This window comes from Novosphingobium gossypii (assembly GCF_050433305.1).
Lineage (GTDB): Bacteria > Pseudomonadota > Alphaproteobacteria > Sphingomonadales > Sphingomonadaceae > Novosphingobium > Novosphingobium gossypii.
Genome location: NZ_JBNPXM010000001.1, coordinates 229,090 through 245,164, shown reverse-complemented (window position 1 = coordinate 245,164; position 16,075 = coordinate 229,090). Strand labels below are relative to the sequence as shown.

The 16,075-nt window shown below is 63.9% G+C and carries 23 protein-coding genes; 1 reads left to right on the top strand and 22 read right to left on the bottom strand.

Annotation, left to right across the window (positions count from 1 at the left end; translation table 11 throughout):
- Positions 1–5: 5 nt before the first annotated feature.
- From GGR40_RS01320 to GGR40_RS01290, 7 genes are all read right to left on the bottom strand, one after another.
- Complete coding sequence (locus GGR40_RS01320) at positions 6–629, bottom strand: hypothetical protein (protein ID WP_429274395.1); 624 nt, start codon at positions 627–629, stop codon at positions 6–8.
- Positions 626–1,219 carry a hypothetical protein gene (locus GGR40_RS01315; RefSeq protein WP_429274394.1) on the bottom strand — a complete coding sequence of 198 codons (594 nt, stop codon included), beginning with the start codon at positions 1,217–1,219 and terminating at the stop codon, positions 626–628. Before GGR40_RS01315 ends, GGR40_RS01320 begins: the two co-directional genes overlap by 4 nt.
- Positions 1,219–3,591 carry a phage tail tape measure C-terminal domain-containing protein gene (locus tag GGR40_RS01310; RefSeq protein ID WP_429274393.1) on the bottom strand — a complete coding sequence of 791 codons (2,373 nt, stop codon included), beginning with the start codon at positions 3,589–3,591 and terminating at the stop codon, positions 1,219–1,221. Before GGR40_RS01310 ends, GGR40_RS01315 begins: the two co-directional genes overlap by 1 nt.
- Positions 3,588–4,031, bottom strand: coding sequence for an HK97-gp10 family putative phage morphogenesis protein (locus GGR40_RS01305; protein WP_429274392.1), 444 nt, complete (start codon positions 4,029–4,031; stop codon positions 3,588–3,590). The genes GGR40_RS01310 and GGR40_RS01305 overlap by 4 nt, the downstream gene beginning before the upstream one ends.
- A 72-nt stretch (positions 4,032–4,103) precedes the next feature.
- A complete protein-coding gene (locus GGR40_RS01300; RefSeq protein WP_429274391.1) occupies positions 4,104–4,838 on the bottom strand; it encodes a Rha family transcriptional regulator in 735 nt (244 codons plus the stop codon).
- On the bottom strand, positions 4,835–5,203 hold the full coding sequence (locus GGR40_RS01295) for a hypothetical protein (RefSeq protein WP_429274390.1): 369 nt from the start codon (positions 5,201–5,203) through the stop codon (positions 4,835–4,837). The genes GGR40_RS01300 and GGR40_RS01295 overlap by 4 nt, the downstream gene beginning before the upstream one ends.
- On the bottom strand, positions 5,200–5,571 hold the full coding sequence (locus tag GGR40_RS01290; RefSeq protein WP_429274389.1) for a hypothetical protein: 372 nt from the start codon (positions 5,569–5,571) through the stop codon (positions 5,200–5,202). Before GGR40_RS01290 ends, GGR40_RS01295 begins: the two co-directional genes overlap by 4 nt.
- A 77-nt stretch (positions 5,572–5,648) precedes the next feature.
- On the opposite strand from GGR40_RS01290, the gene GGR40_RS01285 reads away from it, so the two are divergent.
- Complete coding sequence (locus GGR40_RS01285) at positions 5,649–5,843, top strand: ribbon-helix-helix protein, CopG family (RefSeq protein WP_429274388.1); 195 nt, start codon at positions 5,649–5,651, stop codon at positions 5,841–5,843.
- Here the strand turns inward: GGR40_RS01285 and GGR40_RS01280 are convergent.
- From GGR40_RS01280 to GGR40_RS01210, 15 genes are all read right to left on the bottom strand, one after another.
- Positions 5,829–6,398, bottom strand: a complete 570-nt coding sequence (locus GGR40_RS01280) for a hypothetical protein (RefSeq protein WP_429274387.1) — start codon at positions 6,396–6,398, stop codon at positions 5,829–5,831. The two genes, GGR40_RS01285 and GGR40_RS01280, sit on opposite strands and share 15 nt — an antisense overlap.
- A gap of 25 nt (positions 6,399–6,423) precedes the next feature.
- Positions 6,424–6,666: a hypothetical protein gene (locus GGR40_RS01275; RefSeq protein ID WP_429274386.1), complete on the bottom strand. Its 243-nt coding sequence runs from the start codon at positions 6,664–6,666 to the stop codon at positions 6,424–6,426.
- Positions 6,667–6,749: 83 nt separating this feature from the next.
- Positions 6,750–7,097 carry a hypothetical protein gene (locus tag GGR40_RS01270; protein ID WP_429274385.1) on the bottom strand — a complete coding sequence of 116 codons (348 nt, stop codon included), beginning with the start codon at positions 7,095–7,097 and terminating at the stop codon, positions 6,750–6,752.
- The gene (locus tag GGR40_RS01265; protein WP_429274384.1) at positions 7,097–7,537 is read right to left on the bottom strand and encodes a hypothetical protein; all 441 of its coding nucleotides are present in this window, start codon (positions 7,535–7,537) and stop codon (positions 7,097–7,099) included. Before GGR40_RS01265 ends, GGR40_RS01270 begins: the two co-directional genes overlap by 1 nt.
- Positions 7,538–7,541: 4 nt before the next feature.
- Positions 7,542–7,958: a tail completion protein gp17 gene (gene gp17, locus GGR40_RS01260; protein WP_429274383.1), complete on the bottom strand. Its 417-nt coding sequence runs from the start codon at positions 7,956–7,958 to the stop codon at positions 7,542–7,544.
- Positions 7,955–8,281 (bottom strand): phage head completion protein, encoded by a 327-nt coding sequence (locus tag GGR40_RS01255; protein ID WP_429274382.1) that lies wholly within the window; start codon positions 8,279–8,281, stop codon positions 7,955–7,957. The genes gp17 and GGR40_RS01255 overlap by 4 nt, the downstream gene beginning before the upstream one ends.
- Complete coding sequence (locus GGR40_RS01250; protein WP_429274381.1) at positions 8,281–8,862, bottom strand: head-tail connector protein; 582 nt, start codon at positions 8,860–8,862, stop codon at positions 8,281–8,283. Before GGR40_RS01250 ends, GGR40_RS01255 begins: the two co-directional genes overlap by 1 nt.
- A gap of 25 nt (positions 8,863–8,887) precedes the next feature.
- Positions 8,888–9,148, bottom strand: coding sequence for a hypothetical protein (locus GGR40_RS01245; RefSeq protein WP_429274380.1), 261 nt, complete (start codon positions 9,146–9,148; stop codon positions 8,888–8,890).
- Between the two features lie 96 nt (positions 9,149–9,244).
- Entirely contained in the window at positions 9,245–10,513 is a 1,269-nt protein-coding gene (locus GGR40_RS01240; RefSeq protein WP_429274379.1) for a phage major capsid protein, read from the bottom strand.
- A gap of 14 nt (positions 10,514–10,527) precedes the next feature.
- Positions 10,528–11,418: a head maturation protease, ClpP-related gene (locus tag GGR40_RS01235; RefSeq protein WP_429274378.1), complete on the bottom strand. Its 891-nt coding sequence runs from the start codon at positions 11,416–11,418 to the stop codon at positions 10,528–10,530.
- Entirely contained in the window at positions 11,411–12,691 is a 1,281-nt protein-coding gene (locus GGR40_RS01230) for a phage portal protein (protein WP_429274377.1), read from the bottom strand. The genes GGR40_RS01235 and GGR40_RS01230 overlap by 8 nt, the downstream gene beginning before the upstream one ends.
- Positions 12,688–14,451, bottom strand: a complete 1,764-nt coding sequence (locus GGR40_RS01225; RefSeq protein WP_429274376.1) for a terminase large subunit — start codon at positions 14,449–14,451, stop codon at positions 12,688–12,690. The genes GGR40_RS01230 and GGR40_RS01225 overlap by 4 nt, the downstream gene beginning before the upstream one ends.
- A 4-nt stretch (positions 14,452–14,455) precedes the next feature.
- A complete protein-coding gene (locus tag GGR40_RS01220) occupies positions 14,456–14,977 on the bottom strand; it encodes a hypothetical protein (protein WP_429274375.1) in 522 nt (173 codons plus the stop codon).
- Between the two features lie 86 nt (positions 14,978–15,063).
- Positions 15,064–15,363, bottom strand: a complete 300-nt coding sequence (locus GGR40_RS01215) for an HNH endonuclease signature motif containing protein (RefSeq protein WP_429274374.1) — start codon at positions 15,361–15,363, stop codon at positions 15,064–15,066.
- Positions 15,364–15,584: 221 nt separating this feature from the next.
- Complete coding sequence (locus GGR40_RS01210; RefSeq protein ID WP_429274373.1) at positions 15,585–16,058, bottom strand: hypothetical protein; 474 nt, start codon at positions 16,056–16,058, stop codon at positions 15,585–15,587.
- Between the last annotated feature and the right edge of the window lie 17 nt (positions 16,059–16,075).

Genomic DNA, 16,075 nt, shown 5'->3' with positions numbered 1-16,075 from the left:
ATCCGCTACATGGTCCAGGAGCTGTTGAAGGTGTAGCCGGTCTGGCGGGTCGGGGCGTTCGATCCCCAGTAGATAGTGTCGCGAATGCCGGTCACATGGTTGAAGCCTGTCTCGCCCGGCCAGACCTGCTGATGAAAACTGGGCGCCAGCCGTATGCCTTCGTCGTCGAAGAACAGGCGCTCCATGCCGCCCACGCATTCCAGTTCGACCTGCAGCATGTTCTTGCCGAACTCGTGCTTCGTCACGTCCACTTCGCCGTCGAACAGCAGGAACGGATCGCCCACCACTGCGCCGGTGGCGTCGTTGCGCGCACCGATGTGCACTTGGACCGGCTGGCCCTGCATCGCCGGGCCGGACAGCGCCAGCGCCGCCGCATCGTCCGCAGGGAGCAGCGTGATGGCCAGTCCCGGCGCTTCGTCACCCGCACCATCGTCAAGGCTGTCCATCGCCCCCCAGGTGCCAAGCGTCGCGTCCTCACCGGTGTAGATCTGCCCTAGCAGGCTCAGATGGGCAGAACCGTCCAGCAGGCGCATCACATGCCCGCCGTCCATGTTCAGGGTCAGCGCCGCGAACACGGTCACCACATCCTTGGTCAGTTCGGCGTCCAGCGCCGGGGAAAGATCGGTCACGCCCGCTCCGTCACGGTGAATTTCAGCCCCACGGTGCAGGCCGTGTCTACGCTCCAGTCGCGCTGATTGCCGTCAAGCCAGCCCTCGATGACGGGGCGCGCCAGTTCGACCGCTTCTTCACCGGACAGGAAAGTGCGCATCGGCGTGGTCAGCAACACGCTGGTGTTGCCGGCCGCGTCCGCGATCGCGTTTTCCGCCGCGAAGTACAGGTAGGAACGGCCTGCCACCGTCACGTTCAGCGCCTGCCCTTGGCTGACGGCATAGCGCGGCGTCAGCGCCTTCAGCGCCAGCGTGGTCCCGCCCATATGCCCGCCGTTGACCAGCGGCGCTCCCGGCGCGCCCACGCGAAACCCGGGCTGGCGGTACCGCACACGGCCACCTTGGCGCTGCGCCATCTGCAACAGCGCAATGGCCCGGCGCCCTTCGGACTCGTAAGTCATCTCCGGGGTGGAAAACCCCTGCGAAAACCGATCGCCCATCCGGCCTACGCGCTGCGTCACGCCGGCGCCCATCGCGGGCTCCTGCAACACTGCCCAGCTCAGCAACGCGGGATCAGCGGCCATGCAGCGCAGCTTGGTCAGGTCGATCATCAGCTGCGCCCCAGCTTGCGGTTGCCCTTGCGCACACTGGTCTTCCGCTCGCGCGCCATGGTCATGTTCGCCCGGTTCGATGCGGCGTTGTCCACCTGGCCCCAGAACTCTTCGGAGGGCAGCGTGTACGAGATGTAGGTATCCCCACCGCCCCCGCCGCCCAGTTCTGCAAGTTCGCGGTTGGAAATCACCTGCGATCCCCTCGGCATGTCCACCAGCTCTGGGCCGTACTCGCCCACCATGGACAGTCCGCCCATCGCAAAGCGAGTGCCCTTGGCGAACCGCGGCACAGCGCTCAGCGTGTTGTCGCCCGCCACGCTCAGCGGACCGCCGCTGCCACCCAACACGTTGATACTGCCTTCCCACGCGGTCCGGCCTCCTCCGCCGAACAGGTTTAGCGCATTGCTCAGCGATCCGACGATGGCCTTGCGGATCTGGATGCGGATCAGGTCGGCGATGATCTGCTGGGCCACCTGCTTGAACACGTCGCCCAGCTTCTGCGTTCCGGCGATGGCGTTGGCTATGCCGTCGTTCAGACCCTCCATCGCGTCCACCTGCACGCCTTCCATGGCATCGTTGATGTTCGCCACGTCCGCCCGCAGGTTGTACTGATACCGCTGCATGGGCGTCATCGTGCTGAGCGATTGCTGCTCACGCTGGGCCGCCAGCTTCGATTCCAGATCGGCCCGCGCTTTCACGGCGTTGGCTACTTGCCCGGCAGCGATCTGCTCTTCAAGGCGGCTCCGCTCGATGTTCTGCAACATGACGAGCGCGCGTTCCTCCATCTCCGCACGACGGCGCGTGTTGGGCTCGATCACCGCCCAGGCCTGAAGAGAATCCGCCTGCCGCGCTAGCATGTCTGCGGACAGGCGGGCCTGCTGCTCGGCATCGCGGCGCAGCTGCTGCTGGTACAGCAGTCCGTTGCCCACGGTGATGTCACCGTTCGCGCTGGCCTGCGGGCCGTACAGCGCTTCCAGCTTCTTGCGCTGCTGGGCCTTCTGCGCGTTGGTCAGCTTCTTGTCTGTCTCGATCTCCGCGTAGCGCTGGGCCTTTTCCAGATCGAGCATCTGGCCTTCCAGATCGGCGCGATCCTCGGCCGTGGTGGCAAGGTCTAGCCGGGCGCGCAGGATCTCCATGTCGTAGCGGCCAAGCGCTTCCGCCTGCTCGGCGGTGGTGGCCATGTCAGGGGCTTTCTTCTGCTTGCCCTTTGCAGGTTTTTTGGGATCGAGAAATGCGGAGATCGCCTCGCGATCCCCGTCCAATGCCTTCTCCAGCAATTCGAACTTCTTGAGGTTCTCTCCTTCCACACCAAGGTCTGAGATAGTTTTCCCGAGGCTGAGGAATTGCTTGTCGGTGATCTTGCCGGATTCGCGCAGCTTATCCAACGCCTTCACGGCAGCATCGGTATTCCAGCCCGCCAGAACGGACGTGGCAACACGCGCCGAGGGCGTCAGCATCGATCGATTGACCTTACCGCCAGCCAGTGCCTCGGCGGCGCTGCCAGCCGTGACGCCCTTTCCGACAAGGGCATCGACCGTGGAACCGCCGTACTGATTGGTCAGGCCCTGCAATTCGGCTCTCGCATCCACAATTTTGCGGCGAGCATCGATCTGTCCCGCGATCGCCTGCGCGCGAGCAAGGCCCATCAGCGCTTTCGACTGCGTCGTGATCTTGCCTGTGGTGAGATCCATGACATTGCCGAGGATGCTCTGGGCGTCAGCCATCGCGTTGGACGCAAATTGCACGTCTTTCATGGCATCTTCGGTTTCGAGCAATTTTGGGATCAATGCCGATAGAACGATGATGCCCGCCGTCACTGCGATCCCCCATGGCCCTGCCATGAAGGCACCGAACCGGGATGTTGTAGTGGTCATCAGTTGGACAGCCTGGATGACCTGACCGGATTGAGACGCGAAGATCTGCATGGGCTTCGAACCCATGGCCCACATGGTGGCGATGTCGTTTAGCTGGAAGGACAGCTGCTGCATGCCCGCCTGCGCCTGGGCATTGGCGGATGCTGTCTTGCTGATGTTCTGCTGATACGCCACGTGCGCCGTCTTGACGCTGGCAGCCCATTCCTTCTGGGAAATGACGCCCAGCTTCAGCGCCTGGTCTAGCAGTTTGATCTGCTGGCGATACCCCGCCGCCGCGGTGGCCGCCGGGTTCAGCTCCGCGCGAAGCGTATTGAATTCGCGCACCAGCTGGTTGGTGGTGATGCCCACGTCCTTCGCGGCCAGCTTCACTTGCGTGAAGTCGGCCTTCCAGCCCCGCGTCGCAGCGGAAAGGCGCGTCTGCGCTTCGGCAAGGCTGCTGGCCCAGCGGGCGGAATTGATCGTCAGGTCGACATTGGCCGAACCGATCTTGATGCTCATACGCGCTTCGCCGCGCGCTTCGCGGCCCTCTCTGCGGTCTTCACGATTTCGGTTTCCAGATTGTCGATGACGAAGTTGATCGCCGCCTGCACCTTCGTCTGGAAGGCGGGCCGCATGAACGGAAAGGCGCGGGCGCGGATCGAACCGAACTCCAGCGGTATGGCCTTGCGGTTGGCGGTGCCCATGAACACGCGCACACCGCCGCTGGGCTGCTCCCGCATCTCCGCCGCCGCGCCTGCGGTCAGGTTTGTGCCGATCACGATGGAATCGCGCAGATACCCTTCGTGTCGCGGGGCAAGCCGCTTGGCCTCATCCCGCATCGGCTCCAGCGCCTGCATCGCCATCCGGCGCAGCAGGGTGCGCTCGGTCGCCTTCTTCAGGTCTTCCAGGCTCTCCAGCACGTTGCTGCTGATCTGGAAGTCGAAGATGTCCTCCGCCATCGCACGCTCCACGCCAGAAAGCCCCCGGCATCGCTGCCGGAGGCGGTTGAAATTGATCACTCGTCTGCGAAATCAGATCAGCAGGGACAGGCCCCGCCGCACCATCCGGCCCGCGCCGCTCTTGTACGGCGCAAACCCCATGCGGGACAGCGCGCGGCCGAACCCGGTCTGGGTTTCCGGCACCCGCTTTCCTTCGGCGCACCATTCGCCATAGCTGGCGTACAGGTCTCCGGCTGCCGCCTTCGCCTCCGGATCGCGCACGCAGCATTCGGTTACCCAAGCCGTCACGTTGTCGGCGGCAAGCACCATGCCATCCGGTTCGTAGGCGATCATCGCGGCCGGCGGCACCGGCAGGCCCAGCACCCCCACCATCCAGCGCCCGGCGTCGGGGCCGAACATCCGGCGATAGGCTTCGCACACTGCAACCTTCCGCGTCATCTCGCCGATCGGCGGCACCGCCGTATCGTTGCTGGCGCGGACAGGGCCGTCGAGCAGCGCCCGCTCCATCGCATCGAAGGCATCGATCCACCGGCTCTTGATGGCCAGTGCCTTCGATCCGGAGAAGCCCATCACCAGCAGCATAAAGCCCTTGCGGTCCATGTCGAACCGGCGGGCCATTCGAGTGCCACCAGAGCCTGCGACCGCAGGATAGGCTTCGACCTCAAAATTGAGGGCGAACCCCGACTGATCCTTCAGCATCGTATCAATAGCGCGCAACACATTGTCATGGCGTTTGCCGAACTCGGCTGCCACATCGCGACTGTCCGCCACCACGCGGCCCTCGGCCACCCGGACCAGCGCGTTCACGCCGCCACTCCGTTCTCAGTCAGGCGGATCAGGTCAGCCTTGATCAAAGCCAGAATATCGCCTGCCTCGTGGTTATCCCATTCGTCCGGCTGCGCCGCTTCCAGCTTCGCCATCACGGCTTTCACCGATTGGACCGGCATCCGCAGCATCGTGATGTAGGCGGAGGAAACCGCACTGACATGCCAGCCCCAGCTCTCGTCGGACATGTCGCAATCGGTCACCCATGCCTGGTGCGCGTTCCGCCACGTGGCGTGTGCTCCCCAGAATTGCGCGTCCACAGGCGCAGCCGCTATCACCGGCATCGCCGCGATCGGCATGGCCACAAGCGCGCCGGTGATCGCGGCCCGGCGGGACAGCCTCGTCATCGCACCGTCTCCACCAGCGCCAGGGCCGTCGCCAAGTAATCCTCCGCCTCGGCCAGTTCGCATTCCACGTTCGCTTCATCGCGGCGCAGCGTATCCCCCACGCTGGCGATGGAGATCAACGCGTTGACCGCGCCGTTCGCCAGCGGCTGCAACACCTTGGGAAACTGCACCGCCTCGATGTTGGCAACCAGAATGTCGGCGGCATCGGACAGCGCCTCGTCGGTCATGCCCGGCGCGGCGATCCGCAGGGTCGCCACCTCGCGATGGGAACAGAACAGCACGTCCAACCACGGGGTGGACTTTCTGCGGAAAAATCCGGTCGCAGCGACCAGCAGCCCCGTGCTAGGGGCGAAATCAGCCTGATACATGGGTGACTCCATGTTGATGGTTAGGGGCGGAGGAGTGCTCGAACACTCTTCCGTCCCCGCTTTTATCGCGCTATAAAATGCGCGTGTCAATAAATCCTGCTAAAAAACCGTCCCGTGGCCGCCCGCGTATCGACAGCGAGGCAGTGAACATTCGAGTTGAGCGCTCGCTCCTGGACTTGCTGGATGCTTGGATCGCTGACCAGAAAGATGCTCCGTCAAGGCCTGAGGCAATTCGTCGTCTTCTCAGGGCAAAACTTTCAGTCGAGAGCTGATTTCGCGAGTAGGGTGGTACCAAGCGACTCCAAACTCCCATCGCGAATTACATCAACGATTCTTAAGCATTCGAAGTATGCTTCTTCCGATTTCAGCTTATTGTCCCGCAAGAACCCGAGGACATATCCTTTGCGCCACGGTTTTCTATTCTCTCCGATCGGAGGTTTAACCGTGTTCTCTAATAGCAGCGCATCGCCTTTACTAATTCTCTCATCGATGGTTGTTCCCATCAACGTCGAGTAGCCGCAGCTATAGGCGCTCTCTGTTGAATCTGGATATCGCTGCGCATTGCTGGGCAGGCTTTTGTAGAAGATCTTCTTAACAGTTGTGTGCTCGCCGATGCCACGGACGTTCACGCATGTGTAATTTCCTTTTTCGCCCCAGCAGCGCTCGGCTTCAGGCATCGAAGTATCGCCGACAAGGCGACGTTCGAGACGAAAGAATCCGCCGCCGGGCGCTGGCTCCCAAACAATCGGATCTCGGCTATCGCGTGCATCAGGTTCTGCACCGCAGGCCGCGACTGCCATGACCAACAAAAGAAAAGCGATTCGCATAACGGCATGAATACATCACGCAGCGTTACGTTCTACCCTTCCGCACCTTCCTGATCCGCAACGGCATCCCGCTGGCCTTCATCGCCTTGAAGATGCCGTGCAGTTCCTTGGGCGACTGCCTGCGCGCCTCCCGCCGCAGGTAGTGGTCCACCGGCTTCAGCCCGCCTTTGCTCTGCGTCAGCGCCGTGAACGTCGCCGTCATGTGGGCCTGCCGCAGCCGGCCGTCCGCCTCTGACCGCAACCGCTTGCGCACCCCGCGCATCGCCATCTGGAAATGCCGCGGCGTCTGGCGCCAGAACCGGTCCGGATCGAAACCGGCCTGGCACCACATGGCGAAGAAATCGGGGACCGTTAGTTGACAGTCGGCACGCTCTCCTTCGCCGTCTGCACGTTTCCCTCCGTTTCCTCGGCCTGCGCGCCGAACCGGCCGATCAGGGCCAGCACGGCTTCCACTACCTTCACCGGGCCCAGGGCGGCCACGATCGCCAGCGCCTGGTCTGCCGTCATCTCGGGATGTTCGCTGATGGCAAGGCCCTTCACCACCAGCGCGATGCGGCTCATCGTTTGGGGCACGCCGTCGGCGCTGAACAGGTCCACGCCCAGTTCCTCGCACATGGCGATCCCGGCGAAGTTCAGCCGCAGCGTCACGGCCTCGCCTTCAACTTCCAGCGCCGTGCGCGCGTCGAACGGGGCCAGCATCAGGGCGTCTCGTCTTCTTCGGCGGTGGTGGATGCGCTGGTCGGCTTCATGGTGATCTGGAAGCGGCGCTTTTCGTTGGCGTTATTCAGGTACTTGAGGTTGTAGAACAGCGCCGAACCGGTCACCTCGTAGGTATCCTCGCCCTGCGGCAGGACGATGCGATAGGGCAGCGCCCCCTCCGCCGCCTCGGCCGCCGCAAGTGCCACCTGCGATGCCGATCCCAGTACGCGGTTGCCGCTGATGGTGAATTCCGCACCTTCCTTCAGCGGGTGCTTCTTGAATTCTTTGACCGCTACGGTGTCGAAGCTGCTGGTTTCGTACAGCGTCGTGGTGAAATTGGGCTCTTCGGGGATGTCGTCGACTTCGGCGACACGCACGGGCGTGCCGGCGATCGTGATCCACAGCTGGGAGCCGTGGCCCGTCGTCACTTCTGAAGGCATGGTACTATGCTCCTGCTTTTCCGCGCCAGAATGTCGCGTCGATCATCTGGCGGTGGATGAACTTGATCGGCGCTGTGGAGGACGGGGCGTCCTCGCCCCGGTCCATGACGTTGTTGATCTCGGCGTGGTCGAAGCGGGTTCCGCCGACCACGGCGTAGGGGGCGATGCAGGCAATCACCGCGTCGCGCAGCGCGCAGGCATCGGTATGCCGCGCGCCATAGCAATCCAGCTGCACCCGCGTGTCCCACAGGCTGTGAAACCCCTCCAGGTGCTGCCCCCGGTTGTCGGACACCACCAGCAGGACCACGCTGGGCGGCTCTTCCCCGTCGGGGCGCAGCGCCCAGTGCACCTTTCCAGCGGCAAGTTCGTCCACGGCGGCATCGTCCAGCAGGCGCTTGCGCAGATCGGCCTCGAAGCTCACAGCGCGACGCCCAGAGTCGTGATCTCGATTTCACCCCGGCTGATCGGCGCGATCCCGACGATGCTCCACGCCATGCCGTTCCAGACGATCCGGTCGCGCACTGTCAGATCGCGCGTCAGGCTGTTGTCCAGCACCTGGAACGTCGCCGGCTGTGCACCCGCCTGGACGGCGCCGGATCGACGCTCATAGCCGGTGCCGAACAGCACCCGGGACCACTCGCGCCCGATCTCGGCCCAGTCCGAAACCTGCTCGCCGTGATCGTCCTCTGCTGCGCTGGTCCGTTCGATCCGCACCAGCTTGTCCCGCTGCCCCGCCGGCCGCATCAGATCAGCACCCGGCGAAAAGGCGAACATAGCTGACGAACGCCGAACGGCACCTCGCCGGTGGAACCGCTGTCGACCACCGCTTCGCGATGCATCCAAAGGTGCCCCAGGAACATCTTCGCCGCCATCAGCAGCGACCGCGGCGCGCCGTTGGCGGGATATCCCGCGCTGAATTCGATAACCACCGATCCCCCAACCCCGGTAGGCCACCGGCCATTGATGGCAGGGAGCACATCGCCCGACGCGGAAAAGCGATAGTTGCTCGCCACCCCGATTACCTCCACCCCAGCCCCATCGCGCCAGGTCACCGCCGAGATCTCTGTGACTGGTGAGACACTCAGCATCAGCGGAATGCTGGCAGCGCATGGAAATGCCTGCGCCCGCCACCGCAGGCCCGTCATGGGCCCAAGCCGCACCGCGCAATACTGCTCGATGAATTCGATCGCCGCGTCGCGCAGCACCTTGATCAGATCGTCTTCATCGGGACTGGTAACCCGCAGATGCTTCTTGCACTCCGCCAGCGGTAGCAGGGCATCGCTGTACCCGTTCGGAAACGGCGCATGCAGCAGCTCGAAGATCATCTGCGGGTCCGGTCAGCCAGCGTGGTCAGTCGTCGCCCTTGAGGTTGCGTTCCACCGCTTCCTCCTGGCTGATGGTCGGATCGTTGAAGTCGATCTGATTGCTTTGCTTCGGCACCTCGGCACGGGGATTTGCGTCGACTGCCGGGTGCGAGGTATCGATGCCTTCCAGGATCTCGGGCTCGACGATCGCGCCAGATGCAGCCACGTCAGTCGCCGGGGTCAGATTGTCTTTGTTGGCCAGTTCCTTGTCGTCCGACTTAGCCTTGGTGTCTTTGGTTGCGGTCATGCGAAAACTCCTTCGATTGCCACCCCTTCAGGTTCGCGCACTCGGCGCGAGCCGGAAGGAGGGCGGACGCGACCGAGGCCGCGCCCGCCTGTTTCGTCAGGCCTGCTTGATGGCCTTCATGTATTCGGGGTTCTGCACGCCGCCGCCGACGCGCTTGGTCGTGTAGAAGTGGACGTAGGGCTTGTTGGTGAACGGGTCGCGCAGGACGCGAGTGCCGAAGCGATCAATGACGAGGTACGTCTTCTCCATGTTGCCGAAGAGCACCGTGACGTTGCCGGTCGCGAGCGTCGGCATGCCGGACACTTCGACCACCGGATAGCCAACCAGGTTCTGCGGCTCACCCGCAACGTAGCTGGGCTGCCACAGGTAGTTCCCCTGGCCATCCTTGAGCTTGCGCAGCGCGCCCAGCGTCGAACGGTTGAGGTAAAACTTGGCGTTGTCCTCGCGCTCGCTGGGCATCGAGTAGACCAGCGTCAGCAGCTCGTCCGCCGTGATTGCCGCGGCGCCGGCAACAGTGGTCGTCGCAATCGCGCCGAACGGATGCTTCGCCGCGTTGGCCGCGCCGGTGACGTAGGTCAGGATGCCGAACGGCTTGTTGACGCCGTTGCCGGAGATGAAGGCAATGTTCTCCTGGATGGCGAACTCGCCGTCGACCTCACTGGTCAGCCACTGTTCCAGATCGAAGCCGGCATCGTCCAGCATGCGCTGGGTGATGGCCGGGTTCGCGTAGATCTCGCCCAGGTCGAACTGAAGCGTGGACAGGCCGGGGGTCGTGGTTTCCGGGCGCGCCGCAGTCTCGCCGACCCAGCCGGAGCCCACCACGCCATCGTTGTAGACGCGGATGAAGCCCCGGTCGCCCACAGTGATGACCTGCGCGTTCTCCCGGATCGGGCTACGCTGCTTCAGCTTGTCGGTTATCGTGCGGTCCCACTCGATTGGAACGATATAGCCGCCAGCGGAGTCGGTTCCTTCCGACATGGCCGCCTGAACGGTCGGTTCCACGCCCTTGCGGATGTAGGCAGAGATCTGCTCGGTATGCTCGGGATTGGTCGGACCGACGCCATTGCCGCCCAGCTTGGCGGCGGCCAGCTGCTTCATGACGTCGTCGAGAGAGGATTCGAGCGCGGAGACGTCGCTGTTGATCCGGTCGAACTTGGCGACGTCGAGCGGGTCGATCTTCGCCTCGATCTTGTTCAGGCGCGTGTCGTTGGTCTCGCGCATCTCCTGCACGGCGGCCTGAATTTGCGCGATCAGCGCCTTGGGGTCGGATGCATCGGCGCGAGGAGCGGCCTGTACCGCGCGGGGAGCGGGCATGGCGGCGAGAGCGGCGAGCGAGGTGCCCGCCACGAAGGCGATCTTTTTCATGGGCAGTCCTTGAGTTAGCGGCCGGTGACGGCAGCGAGGAGGGAGGTGAGATCCGCCTGAATATCGGCGGTCTGGTCACCGGCAGCGCCAGGCGTGCCGTCATCCGGGGCAGCGCCGGGCGTGCCCTTGATTTCGTTGATGCGCGCTCGCGCCTGACTGCGGGACATCCCGGCAGATACGAGGGTCAGTTCCATGGAGCGCAGCTTGTTGGCGGACTGCTCGCGGGCCTTCGCGTCGTCGTCCACCTTCACCTGATCGGCGGGAAGCAGCGCGTCGGCGAAGCCCCGCTCGATGGCAACCGACCCGCTCATGTACGATTCGGCGTCCATCCACTTCGCGCATTCCGCAGCGGAGCGGCCACTGCGCGCGGCGTAGACCTCGGCCATGGCCTGATCGAAGGGCGCCAGCCACTCGCTGGTCTCGGCCATGTCGTGACGGTTGCCGATCGCCATGACCCAGCAATTGTGGATCATCAGGAATGATGCTGCCCCGATCTCGACCCGGTCACCGGCCATTGCGACGATGGAGGCAGCGCTGGCCGCCATGCCCATCACCTTGATCGTGACGGGCTGCGCATGCTCGCGCAGCACGTTGTAAATCGCGATGCCCTCGAACATGTCCCCGCCAGGCGAATTGACCTGCACTTCGACGGGACGATCGCCGATCGCGCGCAGCTGGGAAGCCACCGACTTCGCGGTTATCCCGCCGCCGGACCAGAAGTCCTCGCCGATCACGTCGAACATGGTGATGGTGGCGTCGCCCTGCGCCAGAGCGCGCAGGCCTGCGGCATCCTCGCTCCACCGGTCCAGTACCGATGGCATCGTCAGCGCGGATATCTTGCGATCGGCCGGCACAGGCAGCGCGCCGGGACGCGCCATCGCCATCACGCGAGGGGAATTACGCATCGTCAGTTCCTTGCATCCATGCCGGGGTGTCGCCCCAGGGCTCGGGGTTCATGTCCATTTTCTCGCGCGCCTCATTCGGCACCATGAAGCCGCCAGCGCCTGGTCCACCGATTGCCTTGGCGAAGAACTCCGCCTGATCCTTCAGCGAGCCGCGTAGCAGGGCGGCTTCGTTGAACTTGGCGTAGTAGCTGTCCCGTTCGGCATCGCTGAGAAGCGAGGCCGCGATCGTCTCTTCCCAGGCATTGAACCATGGCAGCAGGCAGTAAGTGACCAGGAACAGGCCCAGCTGCTCGATGCCGCTACCCCAGCTGGTCTCGTCGAACATCAGCAGGGGCCGGGGGACGCCGGTATAGCGGCTGACCTCTTCAGCCTGGTGCTTGCGCTGGGCGAGGCCCTCGGCATCCTTGCCCGTCGCCCCGAACGGTTTGACCTGCATGCCCTCTTCGGCGACCACCCATCGACCCGCGTTCTCGGTCCCGACAAAGCGCTCTTCGAACTGGCCGCGCAGATTCAGCACGGCCTCGGGCGACAGAGACTTCGGATGCTCCAGCACACCGCCGACGTAGGCACCGTTGCGCAGGAGGCGCGCTGCGGCCTCGTCCGTGACCTGCGCGAGGCCCAGCGCCTCGGCAGCTACCTTCAGCAACCCGTCCCCGCAGATGCCGTCACTGGACCAGGGCGCTCGCAGATGGAAGATCTCGCTGGGCTTGAAGCGCTTTACCCCGCCCACCTTGGGCTGATACTCATAAGCAAGCGTGAAATCGTCACCCAGCACCGGCCGCACGCGCGCGGGGTCGAGCGGAGCAAGGGCCTGGACACCGCGAACGCCCGGCACCTTGTACGCATAGGCATTGCCGCGCAGCAGGGCACGGCCCTGCATGTAGCTCTTGAACTGATACGGCGTCTGCCAATCGTTCGGCTTCGTGCGCAACAGCTTCCAAACCGGGTGGCTGTCAGCCTTATCCCGCTTGTCGCCCCGCTTTACATGCAGGTTCAGCGGCAGCATGCCGATGGTGGACGCGATCAGGTTCACGGCGCGAAAGAAGGTAGCATTGGACAGCGCCGACTTCTCGGTCACCGCGCGCCCGGCACCATATGCATATCCGCCGCGCAGATAGTCCGGCAGGCTCTCCGCCTTGAGATCGACGACTGAGTACGCCCGCGGCGAAGCGCCAGCTGCGTGCATGCCTGCATCGCGCTGGGGCGACGCGCTCCACGCCCGTTCCCGCGCTGCGGCTTGAGCCGACAGGCGATAGCCGCTTACGATGCTCATAGGACGACCAGCCCGCGGCTTTCGTAGACCGACGTCGAATTATCGTTCGCGGCCACGGGATTCAGCTCAAGCAGCTTCGTGGCGTTCAGACCAGCCATGAACGGGTCGATCTTGCCCGTCCCCTGGGTGTTCTTCACGATCATCACGGTTTGCCGTCCTAGCTCTTCCTTGGCGTTGCTGACGCACCAAGCCATCATGGCCGACCCGTCATGCAGTGCGCCGGAGAATTTCAGTTTTCGCGCGAGGCCCACGATAGCCGACATAAGGCGATAGCCCTGACCGACCGACACTACCGCAGGAGCCTCAAGGCCGATTTCCGCCAATGCGTCGACAAGGTCGCTGACACCTTGCGGGTCCAGACCGATCGCGCTGGCTTCGGGGAGCAGACCACTGTCCTTCACCTGCTTGATCGTCGCTACGATCTCACGGATGTCCTGCGGGCGCTCATAATCGGCCTCGTCTTCACCCAGACCATCGTCGGTCATGACCTCATCACAGATGACCAGATCGCCGGCTTTCTGATAATCGAGCAGCTGCGCTACGATTTCCTTGCGGCGGGCCAGAACGTCAGGCCAGCACCAGGCTTTGAACCAGTAGAGCCAGCGCCCGGTACCGCGCTCGCGACCGGCAACGCACAGCCCGTAAAGGTCGTCCAGTCCGCCGCCGTCGACGCCAACCACGACGACTTCGCAGCGGGCTAGCAAGCTGGTCAGGGTCAACGTGCTGTCTGCACGCATTTCCCAGTAATCCGCGCCGCGCCAGCGATCCCGGCGTAGCCGCATGCCGATCTCGACATTGAGGTGCTTCGCGAGGAAAATCTGTAGGCCTTCGCCTTCGCCGATCTGTTCCTTGGCCAGCTCGGCCTTCAGCCACTCCACCGTTACCGACCGGTCGATGTGGGGGTTGGTGACGTAGAAGAATGCGGGGTCCAGGTACGTCTCAGCGTCCAGGAGCTCCAGTGGCCACTCGTAGAGCATCGCCATGGTGGCGGGATCGTCGATCACCCCGTCACGAACGTCGCGGAAATATGCCAGCTTGGACTTGAACACACCGGCGGGCGGTTCGTCAGAGTGGGTGGTGATGTACAGCGTGAATGCCTCGGGCCGTGCCGAACCACCGCCCAAGGCTTCGCGCAACATCGCCGCAGCCTTCGGCTTCTTACCGAAAAGCCACAGCTCCTCGATCAGCGTAATCGACGCCTTGCCACCAGCCACCGTATCGCTGTCGGCAGCAATGACCTTCAGTACCGCACCGGTGTCCAGGTGCTTGATCTGCCGCTGGTGCTCGACGACCTTCAGCACCACAGACAGGTCCGGGTCGGCGCGGACCATTCCCATAGCGGGCTCGAAGCTGTTGTTGGCGACTTCCAGCGTCGGCGCCAGGATCTGCAGGATCGCGTTCGGGCGCCAGTTTACTATCAGCGCCGTCACCATGATGCCGGCCGCGATCATCGACTTGCCATTCTTTTTGCTGATCAGGAGCATGAACTCCTTGATCAGCCGCTTGCCCGTGTCGGGATCTTCCGCACCGAAGATGGCTGCGACCAGGTCGAACACGAACTGATCGCAAACTTCGCCCAGCGTCGGGTGCTGGCCGCTCTCGTTCTTCGGCAGGTCGACCACCTGCAAGGACTTGAAAACCCCGAGGGCATCTTCGGCCTTGCTGGGGAACAGCGGCTCACAGGGCACTAGGCTTTCGCGCGCCACGATCCGCTCCCGCCAGTCTGGGCAGGCGGTAGACCAATTCAGCGCGGCAGCCATGCCGTCAATTCAGCAGCATAGGCGGCGGCGTGCGCGCAGCAAACTTGCCGCTGGCGCTGGCGGCCGCTTCCTTGGCGGCTTCCTTCTTGCCGAGGCGCGGTGCCGGCGGCGCATCGGTTCGCCCGCGATCCTTGATCTTCTCGCCCATGGTGCGGACCTGCTCCGCCTGGATCATCCCGGCCAGAGCCTTCTCCGCAGGTACGCTGCCCGCCTCGGCAGCATTGTTGAGCCGCTCCAACTGGCGCGCCCGCATCATCAGCGGCGCGTGGCCAGCCCGGGCAATTTCGTTAAAATAATGCTTGTAAAACGTGGGCTTAGTGATGCCGAGCACCTTGGCAATGTCGACCGCCTTATGCCCGCACGCGAATAACAGACTGACTTTGTTGGAATTCTCGGCGGTCCATACATGCGCAGGCCTACCGCGACCCTTTTCAGGCAGCAGCGGCAGGCCGAACATGTCGGTCTGGCCCTCAGAAATTCCGTCGTCCGACAAAAAAAATCTCCGAATGAGAGGGGCGGCGGTCATGGGGCCGCCGGGCCTCCGAACTTTCGACCACCCCCCTCCGTTCAGCCTTATCGCCGTCTGCCTGAACCATCCGGTCAGGGCGCGGGTCAGCGCCCTCCCCTCGCCCGCCTCGCCCTAGCCTCGGCCGTCTTGGTGTTGTGGCAGGGGGTGCAGAGCCATTCGAGGTTGGCAGGGTCCAGATCGGCGCCGCCGTCCTTTCGCTCCTGCTTATGATCGAGGATCAGCCGCTTGGTCGATCCGCATACCGCGCACCACTTGTTGGGCTGGCGCTTGCGCGCCTCTGCCCACTCCGCCGACTGGTAGAACCGGTCCGCCACCTTGGGCATCGCCTTCACCCGTGAGGGCAGCGCCCCGAGGCGCGAGGGCATGGACTTGAGGCGACCCATCACGGTTCCAAACGGAACGGGCGGCAGGAGCCTAAGCCACTGCCGCCCGCCATCACGAGGGGAGAGAGCCGACCGTTGTATCCGCATACGTCGATCAGCGTGCCCACTGGCTACACCGGAAAGCTGTTCAAACGGACACCCAATATTTTCGTGTTCAAAATCTGGGACTCTTGACGCGTTGAACACAGGGACAACCACGATTCGTTGGCACTGCCTCTTGTTCAAACTGCCACCGCCGCCCGCTCCAACTGCACGGCAAGCCGCCCGATGGCGCGCTCATAGGCCTTGCGCATACCGTCGCTGGTGGTCGGCAGCACATCGCGCCGGGCAAGGTTGTAAAGCTCGCCACCCAGCGCGCGGAACACACGATCCCATCCAAAGCCATCAGGCCCAGGCCATCGTTTCATCACGATCACGCGGCCGACCAGCGGGCGGTGCCCTTCCGGAATCGCATTGGCCAGCGGCCGCTCGCCGGTGAGCATGCGCTCCACGAGGTTGGCGCAGCGCCTGGTCAGCTGCGGCGACGGGCTGGCATCCACATCGGCATAGTCGGCCTGCAGATCGCGCACGATGGCAGGCCACGCCGAGCGCTGCCCTGCGGCGAGGAAGCCGCGCTCCCGATCCGGCATCGCGCCGAGGTACTCCACGGCGGCGGTCAGGGTGTCTTCGGCTTCCTGCCACGTCACCAAAGTCATTCATTTTCCCCTTTTAT